Raw genomic sequence first — 24,745 nt, forward strand, 5'->3', positions numbered from 1 at the left:
ACGTTCGACGCATTCGACACAGGAGCATAGGCACCCGCCCGGGAGCGGGCGCCGCCGGGGGCTGTCGGCGCAGGTCGGGGGCCGGTCGGGGGCCGGTCGGGGGCGGCGGGGCCGATAGGGTGCGGTGGGGACGGACCCTGCCTCGTCCCGCGCGCTGCCGACCCCTGCTGACGTGCCGACCTGCCGATGGAGACCCGCCATGCCGACCGCCCACGCCGCCGCTGAAACGTCCGGACCGTCCGGACCGTCGATCGCGCGGTTCGGCTTGGGCACCGCGGCCGTCGGACGGCCCGGGTACATCACGCTCGGCCGCGACCTCGACCTCCCGGCCGAGCGCACCGTGGACGCCCTGCGCGCACGGACCCACGCCCTGCTCGACGCCGCTTTCGCCGCCGGTGTGCGCTACTTCGACACCGCCCGTTCCTACGGCCGCGCGGAGGAGTTCCTCGGCGCCTGGCTCGCCGCCCGGCCGCAGGCCGCGGCCGAGGTGACGGTCGGCAGCAAGTGGGGATACACGTACACCGCCGACTGGCGGGCCTCCGGTGTGCCGGTGCACGAGGTCAAGGAGCACTCGACGGCCGTCTTCGACCGCCAGGTGCGGGAGAGCCTCGCGCTGCTGGGCCGCCGTCCGGACGTCTACCTGGTGCACTCGGTCACGCCGGACAGCCCCGCGCTCACCGACCCCGCGCTGCACGCCAGGCTGGCCGCGCTGGCCGCCGAGGGCGTGCGGGTGGGCCTGTCCACCAGCGGCCCGGAGCAGGCGGCCGCGGTCCGGGCGGCGCTGGCGGTGACGGTGGACGGCCGGGCGCTGTTCGGCGCCGTGCAGTCGACCTGGAACCTGCTGGAGCCCTCGGCCGGACCGGCGCTGGCCGAGGCGCACGCGGCGGGCCTGCTCGTCGTGGTCAAGGAGGGCATGGCCAACGGCCGGCTCGCGGACCGCAACGCCACCGGCCCGGACACCGCCGCCCTGCGCGAACTGGCCACCCGGACCGGCGCCTCCTGCGACGCCCTCGCGCTGGCGGCCGTCGCCGCGCAGCCCTGGGCGGACGTGGTGCTCTCCGGCGCGGCCACCACCGAGCAGCTCGCCTCGAACCTGGGTGCCGCCGGGCTCGCCCTCGACGCCGCCGCGTCGGCCGGTCTCGCGCCGCTCGCCGAACCGGCCGAGCAGTACTGGCGCACGCGCTCGGCGCTGCCCTGGGCCTGACAGTTCAACGCCCCGGGCCCGACAGTTCAAGGCCCCCCGGGCCCGACAGCTCCGAGGCGGGCGGCGCCGTCAGCGCGGGGCACGGCGGACCGTCAGCATGTCCTGGGTGTGGCCGATGGCGTAACCGCCGTCCGGCCGGGCGAAGTGGCGCTCGACGTAGGCGGTCAGTTCGTCCCGGTCGGGCAGCCGGTCCAGGACGGCCAGGTCGGCCACGTTCACCATGAACTCCGCGACGTCCACCGCCTCCGCCAGCCGGTCCGTCCGGTACTGCAGGTCGAGGGTCTCCAGGGCCACCGTGTGCTCCGGTCCCTGTTCCGCCAACTGCTCGGCGAGCGGCCGCAGGTCGTAGCGCACGCCGGTGAAGTGCGCGGCCATCCGCATGCAGGGGCTCTCCGGGTTCTGCAGCACGACCAGCAGCGTCCCGCCGGGCGCCGCCCAGTCCAGGACCCGGCCGACGGTGCGCAGCCAGTCCTCCGGCGGAACGTAGTAGAGCACGTGGGAGAGGTGGACGAGGTCGGCCGGCTCGGGCGGTTCGGCCGCGTCGATCGGGTCCGGCAGGACGAGGGCCTCCGGGCAGACGGCGCGCAGCCGCTCGCGCATCGCCGCGCTGGGCTCGATCGCCACCGTGCGCTCGAAGTAGCGCGCCAGGTGGGCGGTGGTCCTGCCCTCGCCGGCGCCGACGTCCAGCAGCACCCGGCGCCGGTCCAGGCCGGTGGCGACCTCGGTCAGCCGGGCGTGGGTGAGGGGCTTCTCGTCCGTGCCGGCGAGGAACAGTTCGAAGGCCCGGCGGTAGGCCGCGCCGGAGGTGTCCAGCACGCGCATCGACGCCGTCCCCGTTCCCGTGCCTGCTCCGATGCTCGTGCCCGTTCCCGTGCCTGTTCCGATGCTCGTGCCCGCGCCCGGGCCCGCTCCTGTGCTGGTCCCCATCGTGCGGTCTCCTCGTCGACGCGGCGTGTACGGCCGGGCCAGTCCACCGCGGCGCCCCGCACCGGCCGCGCAGGCACGTTCCTGCCCGCGTGTCGTGGAGCGCGCACCCCTCGGGGAGGTCCGGGGCCGTCCCCGACCTGCGCCCGCCCCGACCTGCCCCGACGCCCGCCGTGCGCCGACCCCGGCTGGACCGCCGCCGTCCGATCACCGTGCATGTCGCGGCCACGTCCGCGATCGCCGCGCCCGGCACGCTCGGGGCAACCGACGGGGCGCACCCCGCACCCGCCCGGCCCCTCCCGCACCACCCCGCCGGAAGGAAGTCGACCGCCCGTGTCCCGTACCGCCCGCCCGCGCCACTACCTGATGTGCCGTCCGACGCACTTCACGGTCGACTACTCGATCAACCCGTGGATGGAGCCGGCGAAGCCGACCGACGCCGACCGCGCCGTCGCCCAGTGGGAGCAGCTGTACGCGCTGTTCCAGGAGCTGGGCCACACGGTCGAGTTGATCGAGCCGCTGCCCGGCCTGCCCGACATGGTGTTCGCGGCCAACGGCGCGACCGTGGTCGACGGCACCGCCCTGGTCGCCCGGTTCCGGCACGAGGAGCGGGCGGACGAGGCCCCGGCGTACATGGAGTGGTTCCGTTCGCGCGGCTACCGGGCGGTGCACCGGGCCGAGTTCACCAACGAGGGCGAGGGCGACTACCTGCTGGTCGGCGACCGCATCCTGGCCGGCACCGGCTTCCGCACCGACCGCCGGGCGCACGCCGAGACGGAGCGCGTCCTCGGCCGCCCCGTGGTCACCCTGGAGCTGGTCGACCCGCGCTACTACCACCTGGACACCGCGCTCGCGGTGCTCGACCACGACGAGATCATGTACTACCCGGCCGCCTTCTCGCCCGAGAGCCGCCGCACCCTGGCCGGGCTGTACCCGGACGCCGTGCTCGCCACCGACGAGGACGCGGCCGTCTTCGGCCTCAACGCCGTCTCGGACGGCCGCCGGGTGGTGCTGCCGGAGGCCGCGGTCGGGCTGGCGGCGCGGCTGCGGGCGCGGGGCTTCGAGCCGATCGGGATCGACGTCACGGAGCTACTGAAGGCGGGCGGCAGTGTGAAGTGCTGCACCCTGGAGCTGCGCGGCGCCCCGGCCTGACGGGGCACGCTTGCACACCGGGTGGCGCGGGGCGGCCGCCGGAAAACCGGGTGCGACCCCCGCACCACCCGGTGTTACTGTCGTTCCGGCCGGCCGCGGGACTCCGGTGCGACTTCCGGAATGTGCCTCTAACGCAATGATTCGCAGCTCGTACCCCCATTCCCCGGCCGGCCGTCCCCCTACGACAACCCAGGGACGGGCAGGACTGTGGAGACCTACGGGGACCTCGTCGCCGCCGAGGACGTGCTGCTGTTCGTCAACGCCGCGATCACCGGCACCGGCCAGCGCGAGTTCCACAGCGGAGCCGCCGAGCAGCAGCTCTCGCTCGACTTCCTGCACGAGTACATGCTCGTCAACTACCGCGGCCCCTACGCCGCCGCGCTCGCCCTCGACATCAACGACCACAACGCCGCCCTGATCGTCCGCCGCCTGCTGGAGACCTCCCGCGACGCCACCGACGAGCAGCGGCGCACCGAGGGCCGGCTGATCGCCCGCCGACTGCGGCTGCTGCCGCCGCAGCGGGTCTACCGGCTGATCGGCGAGCTGCGCCGCGCCAAGGTCAACAACCGCCGCACCCGGGCGATCCTGCGCGACTGGCTCGCCGCCCGCCCCGACCAGGCCCTCGACGCCGTCAAGTACCGCGCCGGCCTCAAGCTCGCGCTGCGCCACACCCATCTGCGCCCCGTCGCGGAGGAGACCGGCGACTTCCTGTACGCCCCGCGCCGGCGCCCCCGGTACACCGCGCCGCTGCTGGACGCCTGGCGGCGCGCCCACTACGAGCAGGGCGCGCTCTACGAACTGCCGTACACCGTCGCGGAGGGCTTCGCGAACCGCCACGGCATCCCCCGGGCCGCCTTCCTGCAGAAGATCGAGCCGCGGCTGACCGGCCTGGAGCGGCTGCGCCTCCAGGAGTCCGCCCGCACCCTCGGCGCCACCGCCGTCACCGCCGACGCCTCCGCCCTCGCCCGGATGCCGCTCACCCGGCTCGCCTCCTACGTGCTGGGCCTGCCGCCCGCCGACCGCACCGCCCGCCGCGCCGAACTGACCAACGCCCTGCGGGGCGCGGCCCGCCGGGCGGTGCGCGCGACCGGGGCGGAGGAGGGCAGCTGGGGCCGGGTCACGGCCGTGCTCGACGACAGCTGGTCCGCGTACGGCTCGGGCGTCAAGCGCCGCCGGCCGCTCGCCGCCGCGCTCGCCTGCCACTTCCTGCTCGCGGCGCTGGCCGGCGAGTACACGGCGCTGTGGACCTCCGGCCGCGGCGACGCGCTGCTCGCCCGCCCGTCCGGTCCGACCCCTCTCGGGCGCCGCATCCTGGACGCGCTGGACACCGCGCCCGAGCGGCTGGTGATCGTCTCCGACGGCTGGGACAACGCCCCGCCGGGGCTGGCCGCCGAGGTGCTGCGGGTGTGGCGCACCCGGCTCGACCCGGAGCACCGGACCAGCATCGTGCACCTCAACCCGGTGTACGACGCGGAGGGTTTCGACGTCCGACGGCTCGCCCCGACGGTGCCGACGGCCGGGCTGCGCGACGCCGAGGACCTGCCCGCCCTGGTCGAGTTCGCCCGCTTCGCCGAGGGCCGCACGGACCTCGCGGAGCTGACGGCGCACCTGGCCGCCCGCACCGAGCGGTTCCTGGCGGCGGACGGCGCGGTGCGCGTCGCGGTGGCCCGTGCGACCGGTCCCGGCGAGACCGCCACCGGGAGCACCGCCGCCGAGAGCACCGAGAGCACCGAGGAGACCGTCCGATGACCACCACCCCGGCCGCCCCGGCGTTCCGCCTCGACCTCACCGGCCTCGACACCCGCCCCGCCCAGGTGTGGGGCGGCGTGCGCCTGGTGCCCCTGGTCCGCGCCGAGCCGATCGAGGACCTCCGCCTCCACCAGGAGCTCTACGAGCCGGAGTACACCGCCGTCCCGGTCGGCCGCCGCACCGACTACCTCGCCTTCGTCCCGCACGGCTTCGTCGCCGACTGGACCCGCGACGGCACCCCCGCCGCCGCCTACGGCACCCGGCTCGACCCGCCCTCCGCCATCACCGCGAGCACCCCGCCCGAGCGGGTCCGGGTGCGGGTGCCGCGCCGGATCGCCAAGCGCGAGAACCGGACCCGGCTGCGCTTCCTGCCGCTCCACCTCGCCCTGGAGGGCTATCTCGCCCTGCACTTCGGCGGCCCGTCGATCGCCTGGGAGGAGTACTCCGAGCGCGCGCTGCGGCACGGCCTGTCGCCGCGCGCCGAGGAGGCGTACGCAGGCGACCGGGTCCGCGGCCTCGCCGACGCCCTGCGGGTCTTCGAGATCCACCCCGGCCAGTGCGGCCTGGTCGTGTACGTGGCCGACGCGCTCGCTGCGGCCTTCGTCGTCCCGCACCCCGACGACTACCGCGCCCTGCACCGGACCCTGCTGCTCGACCTCTTCGGCGAGCTGATCCACCACTACGCCCTGCTGTCCGGCCCCGTCCCGGACTTCCGGGCCGATCTGCGCACGGCCGGTCCGATCAACTCGACCGCCGAGCTGCGCGCGGCCGTCGACGGCCAGGAGCGCGCCTGGGCGGCCTTCCACGACGACACGGTGGCCGGCGGCCTGCTGGACCCGGACTACCGGGCGCGGACCGTGCGCCGCCTGGGCCGTTTCCGCCTCGACCGGTTCCGGCCGGAGTTCCGCCCCAAGCAGGAGAACCACATCGGCGAGGCGATCACCGACGAGCACGGCCGACTCGCCTACCTCAAGACCTTCCGCCTCTCCGAGGCCCAGGTCCGGCGCGGCCACCTGCTGGACCGCATCGCCGCCCACGACTGGCACCTGCCGACGGCCGCCACCGCGCTCGGCCTCACCGAGCCCCAGCTCGGCCTGCGTCTCGAAGGCGCCGGCTTCGGGGGCCTGCTGCGCCAGGACGTCCTGGACCACTACCGGCGCGCCGCGCGCCAGTAGGACGGGTCCCGTCCCGGAACTGCCCTGTCCCTGTCTCCACCTCGCCCCGGCCCGGCCCGGGCATGGTGCGGGAGCGGGTGCGGGGCGATGATAGGAGAAGGTTCGTGGAAGGACGGTCGGCGATGACCCGACAGCCGCACCAATCCTTACCCGAGGGCGATTCCCACCGTTCCGCCGGCATCTCGGTGGACCGGTCCGGGACCGGCCGGGCCGGCCGGTAGGCGGTCGGCCGTGTCGGCGGGTTCCGGACGCGCGGTGGGCCGCGTCCTGACCTCGGTGCTGCTGGGCACCGTGGTCGCGGTGCTGTGCGCGCTCCTCGCGCCGACCGCGTGGGCGCAGGCCGCGATGACGTTGTCCCCCGACCACGGGCCGCCGCGGACCAGGGTGACGGTCGACGGGACGGGGTTCACGCGCTGCCTCCCGGGGCCGAAGTCCCCGTCCGCGACCGTGCAGCTGATCTGGGACCGCACCCCCGCGGGGACGGCGCGGCTCGACACGAAGGGACAGTTCCAGGGGTTCGTCGACGTCCCGGCGAACGCCGAACCGGGTCCGCACCTGGTCCTCGCCTCCTGCCCGATCGTCCGGTCGCCCGTCTCGCCGCAGCCGGACGCCCCGACGCCCGGGACCCCGGGGCTGGCCCCGACGAGCACCGAGACCGTCGCCAGGGACTTCGTGGTCGACCCGGACACTCCGCAGAGCCTCGCCCTCACCCCGGCGAGCGGGCCCGTCGGCCGTGCGTTCACCGCCCGGGGCACCGGGTTCTACTGCCCGGCCGACGAACCCGTCGTGCTGCGCTGGGAGCAGCGTGAACTGGGCCGGACCCTGCCCTCCGACGGCGCCTTCGAGCAGAGCGTCACCGTGCCCGCCGGTGCGGCGCCCGGCCCGCACCCGGTGGAGGCCTCCTGCGGACCGGCGGCAGAACGCCGGGCCACGGCCACGTTCACCGTCGACCGGGGCGGCAGCGTCGGCCCGACGCCGGACCCGACGGACGTGTCGCCCACCCCCGGGCCCACCACCGGGCCCGTACTGCGGGCGCGGCCGGGCGCCGCACGACCGGGGCAGCAGGTCGTGCTCACCGGGACCGGCTTCGCCTGCCCGGGCGCCGAGGCGGAGCTGACCTGGAACGGCGTCGTGTGGGAGCACCCCGGCACCGGGACGGGCGGCGGGTTCGTGGTGACCACGCGGATCGCGGACGACGCCCGGCCCGGGCACTACCGGCTGCGCGCCGTCTGCCCGGACCGTCCGGAGACGGCCGGGTCCACGGACTTCGAGGTGCTGGCCGCCTCTGTGGTTCCCGGGCCGGGCGGGGGCGACGCGGCGCCCACCGCGTTGGTGGTCGGCTCGACGGCCGGCGGCGCCGTGGTGCTCGCCGCCCTCGCCGGTACCTACGTGCTCGGCCGGCGGCGGGGACCGCACTGGGCGTCGGCGCACGTCGCGGTCGCCCCGGTGGCCGGTGCGCCGCCGCGGCCGCTGGTCACCGAGACGGACGACCCGGCCGGGCCCGGCCGCGCCGTCAGGCTGGAGTCCCGGGAGGATCCGGGCACGCACCGCGTCGAGGAGACGCCCGACGGCGGGGTGCCAGGCGGCGGGGTGCCAGGCGGCGGGACGACCGACGGTGGGACGGCCGGCGGCGGGACGGCCGGCGGCGGGACGGCCGGCGGCGGGGAGATCCGTGCCGGGGAGACCGGTACCGAGGAGGGGGGAACGACGGAGGAGGAGCCATGACCACCGCCACGCTCACCGATCCGGCGACCGCACGCCTGTTGCTGTTCGGGACGGAGACACCCGGCAGCGCCGTCGACACGCTCGCCGAGTCCCTGCGCGGGCAGGGCACCGTCGGCACCCTGCTGCACGGCGTCCCGCGGCTGACCGGCGCGGCCGGGCAGGCCGTCGAGCGCGAGGTGGCGACCGCCCTGGACCGCCAGCTCGGGCGCGACCTGTTCGGTTTCGCCGCCGCCGGCTGGTCCCGGTACACCGCCCTGACCGCGGCCGCCCGGCGCACCCGGGCCGACCCCGCGTCGGAGGAGGTGGTGGCACTCGCCAACCACCGCATCACCTCGACCAACAGCCCCCGTGTCGATCTGCTCGTCGACGGCACCACGGTCGGCTCGGTCCGGATGGAGCTGACGCTGGTGATCGAGCTGGCGGGCATCGTCGCGGTGGTCCGGCAGGCCCGTCTGGTGGCGCTGCGCGCCGGCAGTTGCACCGTCACCGGGACACTCAAGGTGGACCGGGAGAAGATCGTCCAGCGCAGCCGCCGGTTCGACCTGCCCGGCGCGGTGGGCCTGCGGAACGGGATCCCGCTGCTCGCGGACGAAGCGGCCCCGCCGGGGCCCGGGCCGGCGACGGAAGCCCGGGCCGGGGCGGAGACCGAACGGCTTCCGCAGGCCGACGGGGCCGCGGCGGCACGGGCCCGGGCGGAGACCGAACGCCTTCCGCGCACCGGCCGCCGGGTCGCCTGACGGACCGTGCGGGCGGGTCGGGCGGGTGCGCGGCGGCCGAGGGTGGCGGCCGGGTCGGCCGGGCACGGCGGCCGAGGGCGGGAAACGGGTCCGGTCGCGAAATCTGTGGCGCTCGGGCACCGGGGGCGGCTAGGCTCCGGGCCGATGACGACTTCCGCTCCTCACGAAGTGGGGGTCCGGTCCAAGCAAGGTGAGTGCTGATGAGCGCTCACCTCGCGACCGGAGACCCCCGACTCTCCTTCTGGCTGCACGTGCGCGAGTTCGCCGTGCCGGCCTCGGTCATCGAGACTGCGACAGCCCGGCGGCTCGCCGGGGACTGGGCCGGGGCATGTGCCGCCGCCCGGGTCGATGTCGACCTCGATCTGCGGTCCGCCGCCCGGCGCCACGGGCGCGAAACGGCCGACCGACTCCGCTGTGACCTCCGGGCGTTGGCGCCCGACCTGCTGCGCTGGCACCTGCCGAGGGTCGCGCCCGTCGGGCTGCTGCGGCCCGGGCTGACCCTCTCCCTCGCCCGGTACGGCGCGGTGCACCTGGTGGTGCGCACGCCGCCGGACCGGGCGAGCGGCGGGCAACGGTTCAGCCTCGCCCTCCAGGACGGGACCGCACCCCGCCGGCCCGCCCACGGGCGCGCACCGGAGCATCCGGCCGACGCGTCGCACCCGCATCCGCATCCCAGCCCGCGGTTCCGGCTGGACCTGCACCGGCACCTCTGGGACGCCGGTCGGAGCGGCGAACTGCCGCTCCGCTCCGGGGGCCCCGAGCGGTGGGCGGCCGAGGCCCGGATCCTTCTCCGCGCCGAGGGCCGGCCCGACGGCGAAGGGGCCGTGCGGGTGAGGCTCGGGGCGCGCGAACTGGTGGTGGGGACGGGCACCGGCGGGTCGGCAATGCGCGCGGGCGCGCTGCCCGTACTGCCCGACGCGGCCGCCCTGGTGCCTCCCGATCTGGAGCTGCTCCGGGCCGGGCTGATCGGGCCCGGGCAGCTGCACCCGCTGGTGGCGGCGGCCCTCGCCCCTGCTGCCCCGGCGCCGTCCGGCCCGACACCGTCCGGCCCCGGCCCGTCCCCCGGCCGACCGCGCGTCGTGCGGTGCCGCGGCAGCCTCCACCGGATCGGCCTGGTCGACGGGGTGCTCACCGCGCTCGACCACCCACCCGACGAAGTCCGCCGCGAAGAGCTGCTGAGGGAACTCACCGGCACCCCGCTCCCCTGCCTGCAGACCATCGACGACGCCCACCGACGCCCGGAGAGCCTCGCCGACGTCCGCGCGCGCCTCGACCACGGCGACACCGCCGGCGCACTGGCCGCCGTCGAGGACCTGCTCGGCCCGGACGCCACGCTGCGCACCGGCCCACTGCGGGACGCGCTGACGGAGGCCGCCGAACGGCGGGTCGCCCACGGCCTGTTCCGGGCCGGCCTCACCGATCCGGGGCCGCGCCGGAGCACCGACGTCCGGCCCCGGCCCCGACCGCAGGAGCGCCGCTCCCACCCGCGGCACGCCAACGGCCGCTGACACCAACCTCTTTCGACCTGCCCGACTCCCCGCCTCTTTCGACCTGCCCGACTCCCCCCTCGTCTCCCCGCCCGTCTCCCGAAAGGACGACACCGCATGCCCCTTGCTGCCCCGATGCCCCAACTCGACGTCGCCGCAGACCTCCTGGCCCTGCTCTCCGCCACCACCACCGAACCGCGCCCCGACGACCGACTGGCGGCCCTGACCCTCACCGTGGCCGCCGACCTGCCGGTGCTGCTGTGGGGCGAACCGGGGATCGGCAAGACCGCCGCACTCACCCAACTCGCCGACACCCTGGCCCTCCCGCTCACCACCGTCATCGCGAGCGTGCACGAGCCCTCCGACTTCGCCGGACTGCCCGTGCTCGGCGACGACCCGGCCGTGCAGGGCGTCCCGATGGCCCCGCCGGACTGGGCAGTCCGACTGGTCCGGTCCGGCCGGGGCCTGCTGTTCCTGGACGAACTCTCCACCGCGCCGCCCGCCGTCCAGGCCGCGCTGCTGCGGCTGGTGCTCGAACGCCGGATCGGCGCGCTCCGACTCCCGCCCGGGGTCAGGATCGTGGCGGCCGCCAACCCCCGCTCCTCGGCGGCCGACGGCTGGGAGCTGAGCCCACCGCTGGCCAACCGGTTCGTCCACCTCCCGTGGGAGCACGACCACGAGGTGGTGGTGCGCGGCCTCGGCGGCACGTGGCCGCGCGCAGTCCTGCCGGAACTCGACCCGGCGCGGCTGCCGGAGGCGGTGGCCCTCGCCCGCCGCGCGGTGTGCGAACTGCTCGCCGCGCGCCCGGCGCTCGTCCACCGGCTGCCCGGCAACGACGCCCGGCGGGGCGGGGCCTGGCCGTCGCCCCGGAGCTGGGAGATGACGGTCAGGCTGATCGCCTTCGCCACCGCCGCCGGGGCCTCCCGCGAGGTGCTGGCGCTGCTGGTCCGGGGCACGGTCGGGGACGGGCCCGGCCTGGAGCTGATGGCGGCGATGGACCGGATGGACCTGCCCGACCCGGAGGCGCTGCTCGCCGACCCGGCCGCCGCCGTCCTGCCGGAACGCGGGGACCTGCGGCAGGCCACGCTGGAGGGTGTGGTGGACGCCGTCCGGCGCCGCCCGGACCGGGCGCGCTGGGACGCGGCGTGGGCGCTGCTGGCGCGGGCGGTGGAGAGCGGGGCTCCGGACGTCGCGGTCGTCCCGGCGACCGCGCTCGCCGCGCTGCGGCAGGCGGACTGGGAGGTGCCGGCCACGATCGACCGTCTCGCCGGGGCGGTCGCGCTGTCCCGGCGGGCGGACCGCGCGGTGGCGCGGGCCGCGGCGGCGGACGGGGCCCGCCGGTGACCGCGCCGTCCGCGCCGTCCGCGCTTCCGGCAACGACGCCGGTGCCGCGGGTCGGCCGGCTCGACTTCGACAAGCTGTACGCCGCCCGGCTGCACGCGGTCCGCGTCCGCCCCTACCTGGCCACGGCGCTGTTCGCCCTGCACGTCGTCGAGTCGCGCGACGTCCCGACGATGGCCGTGGACGAGCACTGGCGCTGCTACGTCTCGCCCTCGTTCGTCGCCCTCATGCCGGTGGAGGAGCTGGCGGGCGTCTGGGTGCACGAGGTGTCGCACCTGCTGCGCGACCACCACGGACGCGGCGACCGGGTCGCCCGCGAGCGCGGCCTGCACAGCGTCGCCGACCGGCTGCGGATGAACATCGCCGCGGACTGCGAGATCAACGACGACATCTACGGCGAGGGGCTCGTCCGGCCGGCGGGCGCGGTGCTGCCCGAGGACCTGGAACTGTCCGACGGCCAGCTGATGGAGGACTACCTCCGGCGGTTCGGACTCGGGCCGCTGACCGAGCAGTTCGCCTGGCTGGACTGCGGCAGCGGCGCCGACGGCCTGGTCCGCGGCTGGGACCTCGGACCGGAGGGCGCGCACGGGCTCGGCCCGCAGGAGCGGGACGCGGTGCGGTTCCGGGTCGCGCAGGGGATCCTCGGCCGACCGGGCGACGCCCCGGCCGGGTGGCGGCGGTGGGCCGAGAAGGCATTCCATCCGCCGCAGCAGTGGCGGGAGTTGCTGGGTGCGGCGGTGCGCTCGGCGGTTGCGGGCTCCGGCTCGGGCGGCGACTACTCGTACGGCCGCCCGGCCCGCCGGTCGGCCGCGCTGCCCGGCGCGGTGCTGCCCTCCCTGCGGCGGCGCCCGCCCCGGGTGACCGTGGTCGTCGACACCTCCGGATCGGTCAGCGACGCCGAGTTGGGCAGCGCGCTGCTGGAGGTCGCGGAGATCTCCCGGGCCGTGGGCGGCCGCCGCGACCTGGTCACCGTGGTGTCCTGCGACGCGGCCGCCCAGACCGCGCAGCGGCTCTGCCGGGACGGGGACATCCCTCTGGTGGGCGGCGGTGGGACGGACCTCCGGCAGGGGTTCGCCACCGCCCTGCGGACCTGGCCCCGGCCGGACGTCGTCGTGGTGCTGACGGACGGTCAGACGCCGTGGCCGGTCGCGCAGCCGTCCTGCCGGACGGTGGTGGGCCTGTTCGGCCGGCCCCGCCGGTGGAACGAGGACGGTACCGAATACCGGCGGCCGGAGCCGCCCGGCTGGGCCCGGGTGGTGACGCTCGGATCGGCGGCGGGCGACCCCTCCTGACCGGCCGCGGGCCCCCTTCCGGGCCTCTTGTTCCCCCAACTCCTTGACGAAAGCATGACATTGACGCACCATCAACCTCGCGGCGCCGCATCTCCTCCAATGTTCCGTCCCTACGGACCCCCCACAGGAGGACAGTCATGCGACTGCCCCGCCGAGGGAAGCCCGCCACGGCCACCGCCGTCCTGCTGGCACTCGCCCTCGCCACCCCGCTCAGCATCCAGGCCGTCACCCCGGCCGCCGCCGTCCAGCCGGACTCCGTCGCCTCGGCCGGCGACGCCGACACCGCCCGGCAGTACCGCCTCGACGGCCCGCGCACCGTCGCCGAACGCACCGCCGTCGCCGGCACCGGAGCCTCGGTCGACGCCGTCAGGGCCGACTCGGTGACGGTCACGGCCACCCCCGCCGAGGCCGCCCGGCTGCGGGCGCTCGGCTGGTCCCCCGTCCCGCTGCCGGGCCCCCGGTACGGCGACGGGCCCGCCGGTCAGACCGAGGCCGGCGCCGCGCTGTACGACTTCCCGTCCGCCGACTCCGGCTACCACAACTACGCGGAGGCCGCCGCCGACATCGACGCCGTCGTGGCCGCGCACCCCGGCATCATGAGCAAGCGGGTCATCGGCACCTCGTACGAGGGCCGGCCGATCGTCGCCGTCAAGATCAGCGACAACGTCGGCACCGACGAGAACGAACCCGAGGTGCTCTTCACCGCCCACCAGCACGCCCGTGAGCACCTCACCGTCGAGATGTCGCTCTACCTGCTGCACGAACTCGGCGACAAGTACGCCACGGACAGCCGGATCGCCAACGTCGTCGACAACCGGGAGATCTGGGTGGTCCCGGACCTCAACCCGGACGGCGGCGAGTACGACATCGCCACCGGCCGCTACCGCAGTTGGCGCAAGGACCGGCAGCCGAACACCGGCAGCAGCAGCGTCGGCACCGACCTCAACCGCAACTGGAACTACAAGTGGGGCTGCTGCGGCGGCTCCTCCGGCTCCACCTCCAGCGAGACCTACCGGGGCAGCGCGCCGGAGTCCGCCAAGGAGGCCAAGGTGGTCGCCGACTTCGTCCGCACCCGGGTGGTCGGCGGCAAGCAGCAGATCACCGCGGCGATCGACTTCCACACCTACAGCGAGCTGGTGCTCTGGCCGTTCGGCTGGACCACCGCCAACACCACCACCGGCATGACCGCCGACGAGTACAACACCTTCGCCACCCTCGGCCGCTCGATGGCCTCCACCAACGGCTACACGCCGGAGCAGTCGAGCGACCTCTACATCACCGACGGCTCGATCGACGACTGGCTGTGGGGCACCCAGCGGGTGTTCGCCTACACCTTCGAGATGTACCCCGGGCCGAACGGCAGCAGCGGCTTCTACCCGCCGGACGAGGTGATCGGGCGCGAGACCAGCCGCAACCGGGAGGCGGTGCTGCGGCTGCTGGAGACCGCCGACTGCGTCTACCGGGCCATCGGCAAGCAGCAGCAGTACTGCGGGATCGCCAACTGAAGCACTGGTAGGGCTGGTTGACCACCGCACACCCGGCCGGCGCTCCTCGGGGAGCGCCGGCCGGGCCTTCCGCTCCTCCTCCCGCTCCCCTCCCGCTCCCCCACTTGTCGCCCGCGAACCGGTGCATGCCACTCCGTTCCGGCCAAACCCGGGCACCCACCGGTCAGAACCGGCCCGCACCGACCCGAGTACGGACGGACCGCCATTCGGAATGCAAAGATCCCCCCAAGGAATGTGACATGTCACAGTGTGCACGTCGGGCTCCGCTGCCGGCGTGCCGCACGAGGGAGGGAACCGCTCCATGAACCGCCTCACCACCGCCGCCCTGGCGGGTGCCGCCGGCCTCGCCGCGCTGACCGTCGGCCTGGCCCCCACCGCGACCGCCGCCACCACCGCTCCCGCCGGGCCCGCCGGGCCGACCGGCACCGTCACCTGCGGGTCCCCGGGCGCGCCCGGCTTCCTGCTCACCCGCGCCTGTATCGAGGTCAGCGGCACCCACGTCCGCCTCTACGGCCAGGTCGCCACCACCGACCCGGCCTGGGTCGCCCAGAACGTCGGCTTCACCATCTACGGCTCCACCCCCGCGCTGCCGCCGCAGCCGCCCCTCAACCTGACCGCGCTGGTGCCGGCCGGCGGCGCCACCGTCGGCGACCTGCTGCTCACCGTGCCCTGCGGCAACACGGTGACCAACAACTTCAGTGTGAACAACGGCGGTTGGCCGCCCTCGACGGCGACGGTCACGGCCTTCGTGCCCTGCTGACGCCCCGTCCGGTCCCACCCCGCGCGGCCCGGCCCGGTTCAGGTCCGGGCCGCGCGCCCACCCCGACCGCGTTCTCCCTGGTCCGTCACCTCTATGGTGTGACGGTGAGTCTTCATGTGATCGTCGGACACGGACCGGCCGGAGCGGCCACGGCACGACTGCTGGCCGAACAGGGCCACACGGTACGGGTGGTCACCCGGTCCGGGCGACCTGCCGAGCCCGGGATCGAGCACCTCGCCCTGGACGCCACCGACAGCGCACGGCTGACCGAGGCCGCACGCGGCGCGGCCGCGATCCACAGCTGCGCCGCACCGCCGCTCCCTCGCTGGACGGCCGACTGGCCGCCCCTGCACGCCTCGCTCCTCGGCACCGCCGAGGCGACCGGCGCCGTCCTCGTCATGCTCGGCAACCTCTACGGCTACGGCCCCGTGGACGGCCCCCTCACCGAGGACCTCCCGCTCGCCGCACCCGGCCCCAAGGGCCGCCTCCGCGCCTCGCTCTGGGAGCAGGCCCGCGCCCTCCACGAGGCGGGCCGCATCCGCGCCGTCGAGGTCCGCGCCTCCGACTTCTTCGGCCCCGGCGTGACCGACGGCGGCCACCTGGCCGGCCGCGTCGTCCCCCGGCTGCTGGCCGGCAAGCCGGTCAGCGTCCTCGGCGACCCCGACGCCCCGCACAGCTGGACCTACCTCCCGGACGTGGCCCGCTCCCTGGCCGAGGCCGCCACCGACGAACGCTCCTGGGGCCGCGCCTGGCACGCCCCGACCGCCCCCGCCGTCCCGATCCGCCGCATGGTCGACCTCCTCGCCACCGAGGCCGGCGTCGCCCCCGTCCCCGTCCGCCGGCTGAACCCCGCCGTCTTCGCCCTCGCCGCCCTGGTCACCCCCCTCCTGCGCGAACTCCGCGAGACCCGTTACCAGTTCGACCGCCCGTTCACGGTCGACTCCACCGCCTGGGAAGCCGCCTTCACCACCCGCCCCACCCCGCTCGACACCCAGCTCCGCACCACCCTCAGCTGGTGGCGCGCCCGCCTCAGCGCCTGATTCCCCGCCACCGCGCGCCGCAGCCCCGCACCGGAAGGTCCTCCCCGGTGCGGGGCTGCGGCGTGCGACGGGGTGGTGTCAGAGGGCCTCGATGCGCTCGACGATCAGTTCGCAGAGTTCGTGGGTGCGCAGCGCGTCGTGGGCGTCCAGGGCCTTGCCGGTGCGGACGGCGTCGAGGAAGGTGAGGACGGCCTGTTCGATGCCGCGCTGGCGGGCGACGGGGACCCAGTCGCCGCGGCGGCGGACGGTGGGCTGGCCTCGGTGGTCGACGACGTCGGCGAGGTTGTGGACCTCGCGCTTGGAGTCGCCGCCGGAGACTTCGAGGATCTCCTCGGTGGAGCCGGACATCCGGTTCATGATGCCGAGCGCGGTGAAGCCCTCGCCGGCGAGGGTGAGGACCACGTGCTCGACCAGGCCCTCGCGGACCCGGGCGCGGACGTCGACGTGCTCGATGTCGCCGGGGACGAGGAAGCGCAACGTGTCGACGACGTGGATGAAGTCGTCGTAGACCAGCGGGCGCGCCGCCTCGGGCAGGCCCTCGCGGTTCTTCCGCAGCAGGATCAGGTCGCGCGGGCGTTCCTTCGCCTGCACATTGGCCGGCGCGAACCGCCGGTTGAAACCGACCATCAGGGAGCGGCCGGTGCGGTCCGCCAGCTCCACCAGGCGGCGGGAGCCGTCGAGGGTGTAGTCGAGCGGCTTGTCGACGTAGACGTCGACGCCCGCCGTCAGCAGCTGCTCCACGATCGGGACGTGCTGGTCGGTCGCGGCGTGCACGAAGGCGGCCTTGATCCCGCTGCCGATCAGCTGCCCGAGGTCGGTGAACCGGTTCTCCGCCGGGATCCGGTGGGCGTCGCCGATCCGGTCCAGCTTCGCGCCGTCCCGGGTCATCAGGCGCAGGTCCAGGCCCGGCAGCGCCGTCAGGACCGGCAGGTACGCCTTCTGGGCGATGTCCCCGAGGCCGATCACCCCGACCGGCAGCAGGACGTCGGGCTCGGCGGTCGAACTCATCCGGATCTCCACGGGTGCGCTGGGGCTTCTACCGCCCCCACCCTATGCACCGGCCACGGAGCAGCACGAACCCGGTACCGGCCGGCACCGGGGGATTTCGCGACGTCAGGCCGGCCGGGAGCGGGCGCGGTGGAGGAGGTAGGCGCCGGAGGCGGCGGCGAGGACGGCCATGCAGGCGGCGAAGACCAGGCCGGCGTCGGCGAGGCCGAGGGGTTCGGCGAGCAGGCCGACCCCGATGACGGGGACGGAGATGCCGAAGTAGGCGACCACGAAGAGCGCGGAGAGGGCGCCGCCCCGGTGTTCGGCGGGGGCGGCGCCGGCGATCTCCCCGACCGCCCCGCGCAGCCCCATGCCCTGCCCGGCACCGCCGACCAGGGCGCTGAGCACCAGCGGGGCGAGGAGCGTCCAGGCGAGCGAGGCGGCCAGCAGGGCGAGGCCCGCGATCAGCACCAGGCAGCCGAGCGGGATCGCCCGGGCGGTGCCCAGCCGGGGCACCAGCAGTTGGCCGAGGGTGGAGGCGAGGAAGGCCGTGAAGACGATCAGGCCGACCACCGCGTGGTTGTGGATCCCCAGGCTCTGCCCCAGGAACGCCGGGGTGACCGAGGTGAAGACGCCCAGCAGGGAGAAGCCCGCGAAGGCGGCGATCGCCGCCGGCACGAACACCCCGCGGACCTCCGGCGGCAACGACGGGCGCTGCGGCCGGGCGGTGCGCAGCGGACGGGCGCCGTCGACGGTCTCCGGCAGGAACCAGGTGACCGCGAACGACGCGGCCAGCAGGACCAGGTGCACCAGGAACGGCAGGACGAGCGGCTCCGGCGCGTACTCGGCGAGCAGCCCGGACAGCAGCGGGCCGCAGCCGAGGCCGCCCATGTTGGCGGCGGTCGCGACGAAACCGGCCCGGGCCCGGCGGTCGGGCGGGGCGAGTTCCAGCACGTAGGCGGTGGCGGTGCCGGTGAACAGGCCCGCCGACAGGCCGGACAGCAGCCGGCCCAGGCAGAGCAGCGGCAGTCCGCCCTCGGCGAGGAAGGCGACGGCGCTCCCGGCGGCGAGGGCGAGTCCGCAGAGCAGGACGGGTCGCCGGCCGACGCTGTCGGAGACGTTGCCGACGAGCAGCAGCACACCGATCACCCCGAACGCGTAGACGGCGAACACCACCGTCACCATCAGTTCGGAGAAGCCGATCTCCTCCTGGTACAGCCCGTAGAGCGGGGTGGGCAGGGTGGTGCCCGCCATGCAGACGGCGAAGGCGGCGGCGGCGCCGAGGTAACCGGTCCGACGGTCGGTCATCCGCCCACGGTAGGCGCCGGGACGGGACGGCGGCGGTCCGGTGGCGGCCGGCTGCGCCGAATGGCCGAGGGAGGCGCTGGTGGTGGTGGGGTTCAGAGGACGGCGGGGTTCACAGGGCGGCCCGGTGGAGCGCGGCCAGCATGGCGGCGACGGCGACGGTGACCGGGGTGGTGCGGGTGCGGCGCTCGGCCCAGCGCCAGTCGCCGTCGGGGTTGACCTCCAGGAAGACCGGGGTGCCGGCGCTGAGGAGGAAGTCGAACGCGCCGTAGCGCAGGGACATCGCGGCGGCGAGGGTGCGGGTCGCGGCGGCGACTGCCGGCGGCGGTGACGGCAGGGCGCGGACACCGAGCCGGTCGGGGGCGGTCCAGGGGTCGGCCGGGGCGGTCTTGGTGACCTCGAAGGCGTGCAGTTGCCCGCCGACGAAGTAGACCCGCAGTTCGGCCTCGTGCTCGACGTACTCCTGGACGATCACCGGCGGCCCGGGGCGCGGGCCGCCGGCCAGGTCGGCCCGGTCGAGGACGGTCGGGAAGATCCCGTGCAGCCGGCCCGGGACCGGCTCCACGAAGTGGTGGCCGGCCGCCTTGACGACCACGCGCGGGCTGTCGAACTCGTCGCGCACATGATGCGGATCGGTGGTCAGCACGGCGCGCGGCGCCGCGACCCCGTGCCGGCGGGCGAGGTCCAGTTGGCAGAGCACCCCGGGGCGGTCGGGTCGGACGGCCGTGCCGGAGATCGCCGCCAGCTGCGCGGCCGCCGCCTGCCACGAGTCGCGGAGGAAGGCGCCGCGCGGCGTCCCGGCGGTGTCCGCGACCGGGGAGGCCGGGCCGAGGGCAGTGCGGCCGAGGGCGGTGGCGAAGGCGCTGGGGTCGAAGCTACCGGGGTCGAACGCGGCCGGGTCGAGGGCGGTGGGCGCGAAGTGGCGGATCCAGGTGACGGTGGGGATCAGCTCGCGCCCGTTCAGGCGCACGGTGCGGCCGTCGGGGGCGATCGTCAGGGAGGTGGCGGCGAGTTCCTCGGCGTTCAGGCGGGCGGTGCGGATGCCGGCGCCCGCGAGCAGGTTCCGCACCGGGTCGAGGTCGGTGTCGCAGGCGCGGCTGAGCAGCAGGACGCAGGGGGCCGGACGCGGGCGCGCGTCCAGGGTGCGGGCGGGGTCGTCGAGCTGGGCGAGGAAGGGCGAGCGGGGCGGGGGCCGCCGGGCGGCCGGTGGGACGGGCGCTCCGGCGGGGCGGTCAGGCATCGGCGTCGGCGGTGGCGAGCAGGTCGTCGGCCATCGCCAGCAGCTTGCCGACGGTCGCGGCCACGTGGTCCGAGGCGCCGGGGAGGCGGTCGGCGACGCGTTGCAGCACCGCCAGGTCGAAGGCCGCCGCCTTCCCCGGCGCGGGCGCCGCCACCGGGGCCGGGGCGGCGGAGCGGAGCGTCAGGAGGAGTTCCAGCACCGTGGCCATCTCGGTGGCCAGCAGCCCGAGCGAGGCCATGTCGCCGAGGTCGCAGCGCGGCCGGCTGTCGCGGTCCAGCACGGACAGCACCCCGATGCAGTCGCCCTCGCAGATCAGCGGGGCGGCCATGATGCTGCTCGGCACATAGCCGGTGGACTCGGCGGCCGTGCGGGCGAACTGCGGGCTGTCCGCCACGTCGTCCACCACCACCGGCTGGCCGGTCATCAGCGCCCAGCCCGCGATACCGGTGCCGGCCGGGAAGCGGCTGCCCAGCAGGTGGTGCTCCCCCTCCCCCGCCACCGCCTCGAAGACGAGGTCGCCGTCGGCCTCGTCCACCAGCAGCACGGAGGCCGCGGCCGCGCCGAACACACTGCGGGCAACCTCCACGATCGACTGGAGCAGTCTGCGTTGCCGCAGCTCGGCACTCTCCAACGGGTCAGTCGACACGCGCACCTCCATCGGGTACGGCTACGTTCTCAGCGGCCAGGTAGAGGACGGACTTGAGCTGGAAGGGGGTGAGCGAGCGGTGCTTGCTGAGAATGAGCGCGCAGATACCCGCGATGTGCGGGGTCGCGAAGCTGTTCCCGGTGCTGAGCAGGTGGCGACCGCCGGGGCCGGCCACCGGCACCCGCACCCCGCGGGCGTAGAACTCCACCGGCGGTGACGGGTTGTAGTAGTAGGTCATCGGGTCGGGGCTGTCGTGGCTGGCGACCGAGATGACCGAGGCGAACGGCCACGGGTAGCTGCGCACCGGCATGTTGTGGGCGGAGGCGACGATGACGCAGCGGCGGAAGTAGGCGGAGTCGGAGAGGTCGCGCAGTGCGTCGCAGAACTCCGCCTTGGTCGTCGACAGGCTCATGTTGATGACGTCGTACCCCTCCTCGATGGCCCAGGTCAGCCCGGCGAGCAGGGCGGCGCCGCTGCCGTGCCGGCCGCCGGACAGGACGCGGACCGAGGTGAGCGCCGCGCCGGGGGCGACGGAGCGGATGACGCTGGCGCAGGCGGTGCCGTGGCCGGCGGTGTCGCCCGGCTCGGTCGGCGTGACGGTGAGGGTGCCGTCCTCGGAGCGCACCACGTCCATGGCGCGGTCGAGGCCGCCGACCAGCGGGTGTTCGGCGTCCACGCCGCTGTCCAGGACGCAGACCCGCACGCCCGAGCCGTCGGCGCCGCCCCAGGCCCAGTCCTGGGTGAGGTGGCCGCCGAGCGGGCTGATGTCGAAGGGTTCCTGGGGCACGACGGAGACCGGCATGCTCCAGGCGGGCACGCCCGGGAAGTGGTCGCGCGGCGGGCGGCGCCAGGGCGGGAGGTGGAGGTCGGTCATCGTCGGCCACCGCCCTCGGCGCCGGGCGGGGCGGGTGGGGCGGCTGGGGCGGCTGGGGCGGTGCCACTGCTGGTGTCCGTCTGCCCGGCGGCGAGCCAGGCGCGGACCCGTCCGGCGGGCAGGGCGGCGCCCTTGGCCTCGAACATCCGCAACGCCTCGGTCCCTTCAGCCGTCGCCCGCTCGGCCTGGCCGGCCGCGCGGAGCACGATCGCCAGATCGAGCAGCGTCTCCCCGACCAGGCAGGGGTCGTCGGAGCCCTCGCTCAGCCGGCGGGCCGCCGTGGCGGCGGCGACCGCCTCGCTGTGGTCGCCCCGGGCGGAGGCGAGTCGGCCGCGCAGCGCCGTCGCCCCCAGCCGGGCGCGCGGGTTGCCGCCGTCGCGGTCGCTGTCCCGCTGGCCGTCGCGGTCGTCGGGGTGGTCGGGAGGGTGGTCGCCGGGCCGGGTGTCCGGGTGGTCGGCCCGCCGGTTGTCCGGGTGGTCGGCCGGGTCGAGCGCGGCCAGGGCTGCGGCGGCGGCCCCGGTCCGTCCCTGGGCGAACAGCTCGCGGGCGATGGCGACCTCCGTGGTCCGGGTGTCCGGGGCGTGCTCGGCGGCGCGCAGCACACCGAGGCTCTGCCGGTAGCGGGCCTCGGCGACCTCATGGGCGCCGGCCAGCGACTCGACGAAGCCCGCCGCGTCCAGCACGACGGCGTCCGCGAGGTCGGCGTGCACGTCGTGGGAGTAGGTGAGCGCCTCGGCGAGGGTGCGGCGCGCGGCGGCCACGTCCCCGTCGAGCGCCTCCAGGTGGGCGCGGGCGACGAGCACCGGGATCAGCAGCGAGCGGTTGGCGGCGAAGCGTCGGCCGAGCAGGGCGCACAGCTCCAGCGAGGCGGCCACCGGCGTGGGCGTCCACTGGGCCAACTCGCAGACCGCGCACAGGAGTCGGTCCTCCTCGTAGCTGTCGGCAAGCGCGCGGGCGCGGGCCAGTGCGAGCCGGAAGGAGGTCTCGGCGGAGGCGGTGCGCTCGGCGGCGAGTTCGAGGTGGGCGCGCAGCTGGTGGAGCCGGGACCAGCTGCGGTCGTCGCCCGGGTCGTGCTCCAGCAGCGCGGTGAGGCGGTCCGCGTCGGCGGCGACGGCGGCGGGCGGGGCGAGGCCGAGCCGGAGCGCGACGATCCCGCGCTGGACGGCGAGGGTGGCCGCGGCGCGCGGGTTGCCGGGCAGTGCGGCCTCGGCGGCGTCGAGCGCGGCCCGGCACCGGGCCTCGTCCTGGAGCCAGACCCCGGCGTCGCAGACGTGCAGCGCGAGCGCGATGTGCCGGGGGTCCCCGACCGGCAGCAAAGTGCGGCCGCGTTCGAGGAGTTGGACGGCGGCGGGGAGGTCCTTGCGGGCCAGCGCACGTGTCCCCTCGGCGATCAGGGTCCCGGCCGCCGCTCCGGCGAGCACGGGCAACTTCCGGTCGCCCGGCCGCAGTTGGCGGCGCAGCTGCCAGCTGGCCTCGACGTGGTAGGCGACCGCCATCGGGTCCCTCGGGTGCGCGTGGGAGAACCGGTCGGCGAGGAAGTCGTGCCACCGCTCCCGCCGGGTCTTCGGGGTGAACTCATAGGCGGTGTCCCGCAGCAGCGCCTGGGCGAAACGGTAGGTGGCGGCCGGCCCGGGTTCGAAGACCCGGCGGCGGGCCAGCCGGGCTGTCGCCTCGTCGGCGGCGGTCGGCACCACCCCGTCGGCCTCGGCCATCGCCCGCAGCTGCCCGCGGCTGAACTCGCGCCCGACGACGGCGGCCAGTTCCAGCAGTCCGCGCTCGGTGGCCGGGAGTTGGTCCAGCCGCGCGCCGAGCAGTGCCTGGACGGTGGGCGGCACATGGGTGCCGGGGGCGGTCTCGGCGAAGACGTCCATGAGCTGTTCGGCGAAGAGCGGGTTGCCGTCGCACAACGCGACCACCCGGCCGGTCAGTTCCCGCTGTTCGTCGGCCCGGAGGTCCTGCGCGTGGACGTCGCCGCGCAGGGCCAGACCGCCGACCAGGGCGGCGGTCTGCTCCTCGCTCATCGGCCCGAGGTCGACGGTGGTCGCGCACGGCTTGCCGCTGCCCCAGTCGGCGCGCTGGTCGAGCAGTTCGGGGCGGGCCACGCAGAGCAGCAGGACGGGGACGCCGCGCAGCCAGGTGGCGATCTCGTCGACGAGGTCGAGCAGGGTCGCCTCCGCCCAGTGCAGGTCCTCCCAGACCATGACCACGGGACGGGAGCGGCCGAGCACCTCCAGGAGGTGGCGCACGGCCCAGGCGATGTCCTCGACGCCGACCTGTCCGGGGGGCGGGTCGGCGTCGGCGGGGCGGCCCGGGTCGGTGGGGTCGGCAGAATGGCTGGGGTCGGTGACGGCGGCGAGGGTGCGGGTGACCAGGTGTCGCGCGCGCCCGTCCGCGCCGTCCGGCGGCCCGGCCGACGCGGCGTCCTCGGCGAGCAGCCGCACCAGTTCGGGCCGGCCGCCGGGCAGCGAGCCGAGCATCTCGGCGAGCGGCCGGTAGGTGATCCCCCGGCCGTAGGCGGAGCAGCGCCCGGCCAGCACCAGCGCCTCGCCGTCCGGCAGCCCGGAGAGGAACTCCCGGACCAGGCGCGACTTTCCGATGCCCGGGGCGCCGAGGACAGTGGCGAGGCACACCTCGCGCCGGTCCCGGGCCCGCCGGTAGCCGCGTTCCAGCGCGGCCAGTTCCTCCGTCCGGCCGATGAACGGGGTGACCGGTCCCGGGCCCTCGGCCGTCGCCTCCGGGGCGGTGACCCGCCAGGCCGGCACCGGACGGGACTTGCCCTTCAGCCGCAGCGGCTCGACCGGCTCGATGCCCACCTGCGCCCGCACCATGGCGGCGGTGTCGGCGCAGATCAGCACCTCGCCGGGAGCGGCGGCGGTCTGCAGCCTGGCGGCCGTGTTGACGGAGTCGCCGACGACCCGGAAGTCGTCCCCCGGGCGGGTGATCACCACGACGTTGCCGGTGCAGATCCCGGCCCGGGCCTCCAACTCGACCCGGTACTCGGCGGCGAGGTCGGCGGTGAGCCCGGCCAGGGCGGCGAGCGCGCCGGTGGCGGCCCGGACGGCGCGCAGCGCGTCGTCCTCGCGGGCGACGGTGGCGCCGAAGGCCGCGAGGATCGCGTCGCCGATGAACTTCTCGACGACGCCGCCGTGTTCGGCGATGCAGGCGCCGCAGCTGGCGAAGTAGCGGTCCATCACGCGGCGCAGCGGTTCGGGGTCCAGCCGCTCGGCGAGGGTGGTGGATCCGACGACGTCCAGGAAGAGCATCGACACCTTGCGGCGGGATTCGCGCGGCTCGGCGACGGCCGGGGGCGGAGCGGGGGACGCGGCGGACGCGGTGGTGAGCGGGGTGCCGCAGCCGGCGCAGAACCGGTCCGTGTCGGCGGTGCGGTGTCCGCACGCGGCGCAGCTCACGACCGCTCCTCGGGGGTGGGACCGGTGGGGGCGGTGGGACCGGTGGGGGCGGCGGAGGCGGCGGGGGCGGCGGGGGGGGTCGGATCCTCGGTGGGCGTCTTCCCCCGGGCTTCCCCCGGGGCTTCCCCGTGCGCCTCCCCGGGCAACCCCGCGGCCTCGCGCGCCGGGTCGGCGGCGGGTCCGGCCGCGGCC

At 75.9% G+C, this 24,745-nt stretch carries 19 protein-coding genes and 1 pseudogene; 12 read left to right on the plus strand and 8 right to left on the minus strand.

Going from position 1 to position 24,745, the window contains the following annotated elements:
• The first annotated feature begins 199 nt into the window (after nt 1–199).
• Complete coding sequence (locus tag ADK60_RS31130) at nt 200–1,204, plus strand: aldo/keto reductase (RefSeq protein ID WP_053650359.1); 1,005 nt, start codon at nt 200–202, stop codon at nt 1,202–1,204.
• A gap of 69 nt (nt 1,205–1,273) precedes the next feature.
• Here ADK60_RS31130 and ADK60_RS31135 read toward each other — a convergent pair whose 3' ends face one another.
• Complete coding sequence (locus tag ADK60_RS31135; protein ID WP_053650360.1) at nt 1,274–2,026, minus strand: class I SAM-dependent methyltransferase; 753 nt, start codon at nt 2,024–2,026, stop codon at nt 1,274–1,276.
• Nucleotides 2,027–2,461: 435 nt separating this feature from the next.
• On the opposite strand from ADK60_RS31135, the gene ddaH reads away from it, so the two are divergent.
• The 11 genes from ddaH (at nt 2,462) to ADK60_RS31190 (ending at nt 16,091) form a co-directional block, all read left to right on the plus strand.
• On the plus strand, nt 2,462–3,280 hold the full coding sequence (gene ddaH, locus ADK60_RS31140; protein WP_053650361.1) for a dimethylargininase: 819 nt from the start codon (nt 2,462–2,464) through the stop codon (nt 3,278–3,280).
• Between the two features lie 207 nt (nt 3,281–3,487).
• Complete coding sequence (locus ADK60_RS31145; RefSeq protein ID WP_234371366.1) at nt 3,488–5,029, plus strand: hypothetical protein; 1,542 nt, start codon at nt 3,488–3,490, stop codon at nt 5,027–5,029.
• Nucleotides 5,026–6,204, plus strand: a complete 1,179-nt coding sequence (locus ADK60_RS31150; RefSeq protein WP_053650362.1) for an ARPP-2 domain-containing protein — start codon at nt 5,026–5,028, stop codon at nt 6,202–6,204. Before ADK60_RS31145 ends, ADK60_RS31150 begins: the two co-directional genes overlap by 4 nt.
• 255 nt (nt 6,205–6,459) lie before the next feature.
• Nucleotides 6,460–7,929 carry a hypothetical protein gene (locus ADK60_RS31155; RefSeq protein WP_053650363.1) on the plus strand — a complete coding sequence of 490 codons (1,470 nt, stop codon included), beginning with the start codon at nt 6,460–6,462 and terminating at the stop codon, nt 7,927–7,929.
• On the plus strand, nt 7,926–8,666 hold the full coding sequence (locus tag ADK60_RS31160; RefSeq protein WP_053650364.1) for a hypothetical protein: 741 nt from the start codon (nt 7,926–7,928) through the stop codon (nt 8,664–8,666). Before ADK60_RS31155 ends, ADK60_RS31160 begins: the two co-directional genes overlap by 4 nt.
• A 200-nt stretch (nt 8,667–8,866) precedes the next feature.
• Nucleotides 8,867–10,174: a hypothetical protein gene (locus ADK60_RS31165; protein ID WP_053650365.1), complete on the plus strand. Its 1,308-nt coding sequence runs from the start codon at nt 8,867–8,869 to the stop codon at nt 10,172–10,174.
• A gap of 96 nt (nt 10,175–10,270) precedes the next feature.
• Nucleotides 10,271–11,497 carry an AAA family ATPase gene (locus ADK60_RS31170; protein WP_053650366.1) on the plus strand — a complete coding sequence of 409 codons (1,227 nt, stop codon included), beginning with the start codon at nt 10,271–10,273 and terminating at the stop codon, nt 11,495–11,497.
• Nucleotides 11,498–11,538: 41 nt separating this feature from the next.
• Nucleotides 11,539–12,786: a vWA domain-containing protein gene (locus ADK60_RS31175; RefSeq protein WP_053650367.1), complete on the plus strand. Its 1,248-nt coding sequence runs from the start codon at nt 11,539–11,541 to the stop codon at nt 12,784–12,786.
• 137 nt (nt 12,787–12,923) lie between these two features.
• Nucleotides 12,924–14,291, plus strand: a complete 1,368-nt coding sequence (locus tag ADK60_RS31180; RefSeq protein ID WP_053650368.1) for a M14 family metallopeptidase — start codon at nt 12,924–12,926, stop codon at nt 14,289–14,291.
• A gap of 301 nt (nt 14,292–14,592) precedes the next feature.
• Complete coding sequence (locus ADK60_RS45230) at nt 14,593–15,051, plus strand: hypothetical protein (protein WP_053650369.1); 459 nt, start codon at nt 14,593–14,595, stop codon at nt 15,049–15,051.
• 104 nt (nt 15,052–15,155) lie between these two features.
• Nucleotides 15,156–16,091 carry an NAD-dependent epimerase/dehydratase family protein gene (locus ADK60_RS31190; protein ID WP_053650370.1) on the plus strand — a complete coding sequence of 312 codons (936 nt, stop codon included), beginning with the start codon at nt 15,156–15,158 and terminating at the stop codon, nt 16,089–16,091.
• Between the two features lie 78 nt (nt 16,092–16,169).
• Here ADK60_RS31190 and ADK60_RS31195 read toward each other — a convergent pair whose 3' ends face one another.
• From ADK60_RS31195 to ADK60_RS47135, 7 genes and pseudogenes are all read right to left on the minus strand, one after another.
• Entirely contained in the window at nt 16,170–17,069 is a 900-nt protein-coding gene (locus ADK60_RS31195; RefSeq protein WP_045941450.1) for a Gfo/Idh/MocA family protein, read from the minus strand.
• 135 nt (nt 17,070–17,204) lie between these two features.
• Nucleotides 17,205–18,386 carry an MFS transporter gene (locus ADK60_RS31200; protein WP_053650371.1) on the minus strand — a complete coding sequence of 394 codons (1,182 nt, stop codon included), beginning with the start codon at nt 18,384–18,386 and terminating at the stop codon, nt 17,205–17,207.
• 109 nt (nt 18,387–18,495) lie between these two features.
• Nucleotides 18,496–19,623 carry an ATP-grasp domain-containing protein gene (locus tag ADK60_RS31205; protein WP_053650372.1) on the minus strand — a complete coding sequence of 376 codons (1,128 nt, stop codon included), beginning with the start codon at nt 19,621–19,623 and terminating at the stop codon, nt 18,496–18,498.
• On the minus strand, nt 19,616–20,269 hold the full coding sequence (locus tag ADK60_RS31210; RefSeq protein WP_234371367.1) for a GAF domain-containing protein: 654 nt from the start codon (nt 20,267–20,269) through the stop codon (nt 19,616–19,618). The genes ADK60_RS31205 and ADK60_RS31210 overlap by 8 nt, the downstream gene beginning before the upstream one ends.
• Entirely contained in the window at nt 20,259–21,143 is an 885-nt protein-coding gene (locus ADK60_RS31215) for a S8 family serine peptidase (protein ID WP_045941448.1), read from the minus strand. The genes ADK60_RS31210 and ADK60_RS31215 overlap by 11 nt, the downstream gene beginning before the upstream one ends.
• Entirely contained in the window at nt 21,140–24,553 is a 3,414-nt protein-coding gene (locus tag ADK60_RS47895) for an AAA family ATPase (protein WP_053650373.1), read from the minus strand. Before ADK60_RS47895 ends, ADK60_RS31215 begins: the two co-directional genes overlap by 4 nt.
• A pseudogene (locus ADK60_RS47135) lies at nt 24,550–24,745 on the minus strand (hypothetical protein); the annotation flags it as partial. The pseudogene ADK60_RS47135 and the gene ADK60_RS47895, both read right to left, overlap by 4 nt.

Origin of the sequence: Streptomyces sp. XY431, from assembly GCF_001279805.1 — a bacterium.
Classification (GTDB): domain Bacteria; phylum Actinomycetota; class Actinomycetes; order Streptomycetales; family Streptomycetaceae; genus Kitasatospora; species Kitasatospora purpeofusca.

Excerpts from the sequence above, each read along its gene's own strand:
- ADK60_RS31130 (WP_053650359.1), top strand. The coding sequence starts at position 200 with ATGCCGACCGCCCACGCCGCCGCTGAAACGTCCGGACCGTCCGGACCG.
- ADK60_RS31135 (WP_053650360.1), bottom strand. The coding sequence starts at position 2,026 with ATGCGCGTGCTGGACACCTCCGGCGCGGCCTACCGCCGGGCCTTCGAA.
- ADK60_RS31150 (WP_053650362.1), top strand. The coding sequence starts at position 5,026 with ATGACCACCACCCCGGCCGCCCCGGCGTTCCGCCTCGACCTCACCGGC.
- ADK60_RS31160 (WP_053650364.1), top strand. The coding sequence starts at position 7,926 with ATGACCACCGCCACGCTCACCGATCCGGCGACCGCACGCCTGTTGCTG.
- ADK60_RS31165 (WP_053650365.1), top strand. The coding sequence starts at position 8,867 with ATGAGCGCTCACCTCGCGACCGGAGACCCCCGACTCTCCTTCTGGCTG.
- ADK60_RS31170 (WP_053650366.1), top strand. The coding sequence starts at position 10,271 with ATGCCCCTTGCTGCCCCGATGCCCCAACTCGACGTCGCCGCAGACCTC.
- ADK60_RS31180 (WP_053650368.1), top strand. The coding sequence starts at position 12,924 with ATGCGACTGCCCCGCCGAGGGAAGCCCGCCACGGCCACCGCCGTCCTG.
- ADK60_RS45230 (WP_053650369.1), top strand. The coding sequence starts at position 14,593 with ATGAACCGCCTCACCACCGCCGCCCTGGCGGGTGCCGCCGGCCTCGCC.
- ADK60_RS31200 (WP_053650371.1), bottom strand. The coding sequence starts at position 18,386 with ATGACCGACCGTCGGACCGGTTACCTCGGCGCCGCCGCCGCCTTCGCC.
- ADK60_RS31205 (WP_053650372.1), bottom strand. The coding sequence starts at position 19,623 with ATGCCTGACCGCCCCGCCGGAGCGCCCGTCCCACCGGCCGCCCGGCGG.
- ADK60_RS31215 (WP_045941448.1), bottom strand. The coding sequence starts at position 21,143 with ATGACCGACCTCCACCTCCCGCCCTGGCGCCGCCCGCCGCGCGACCAC.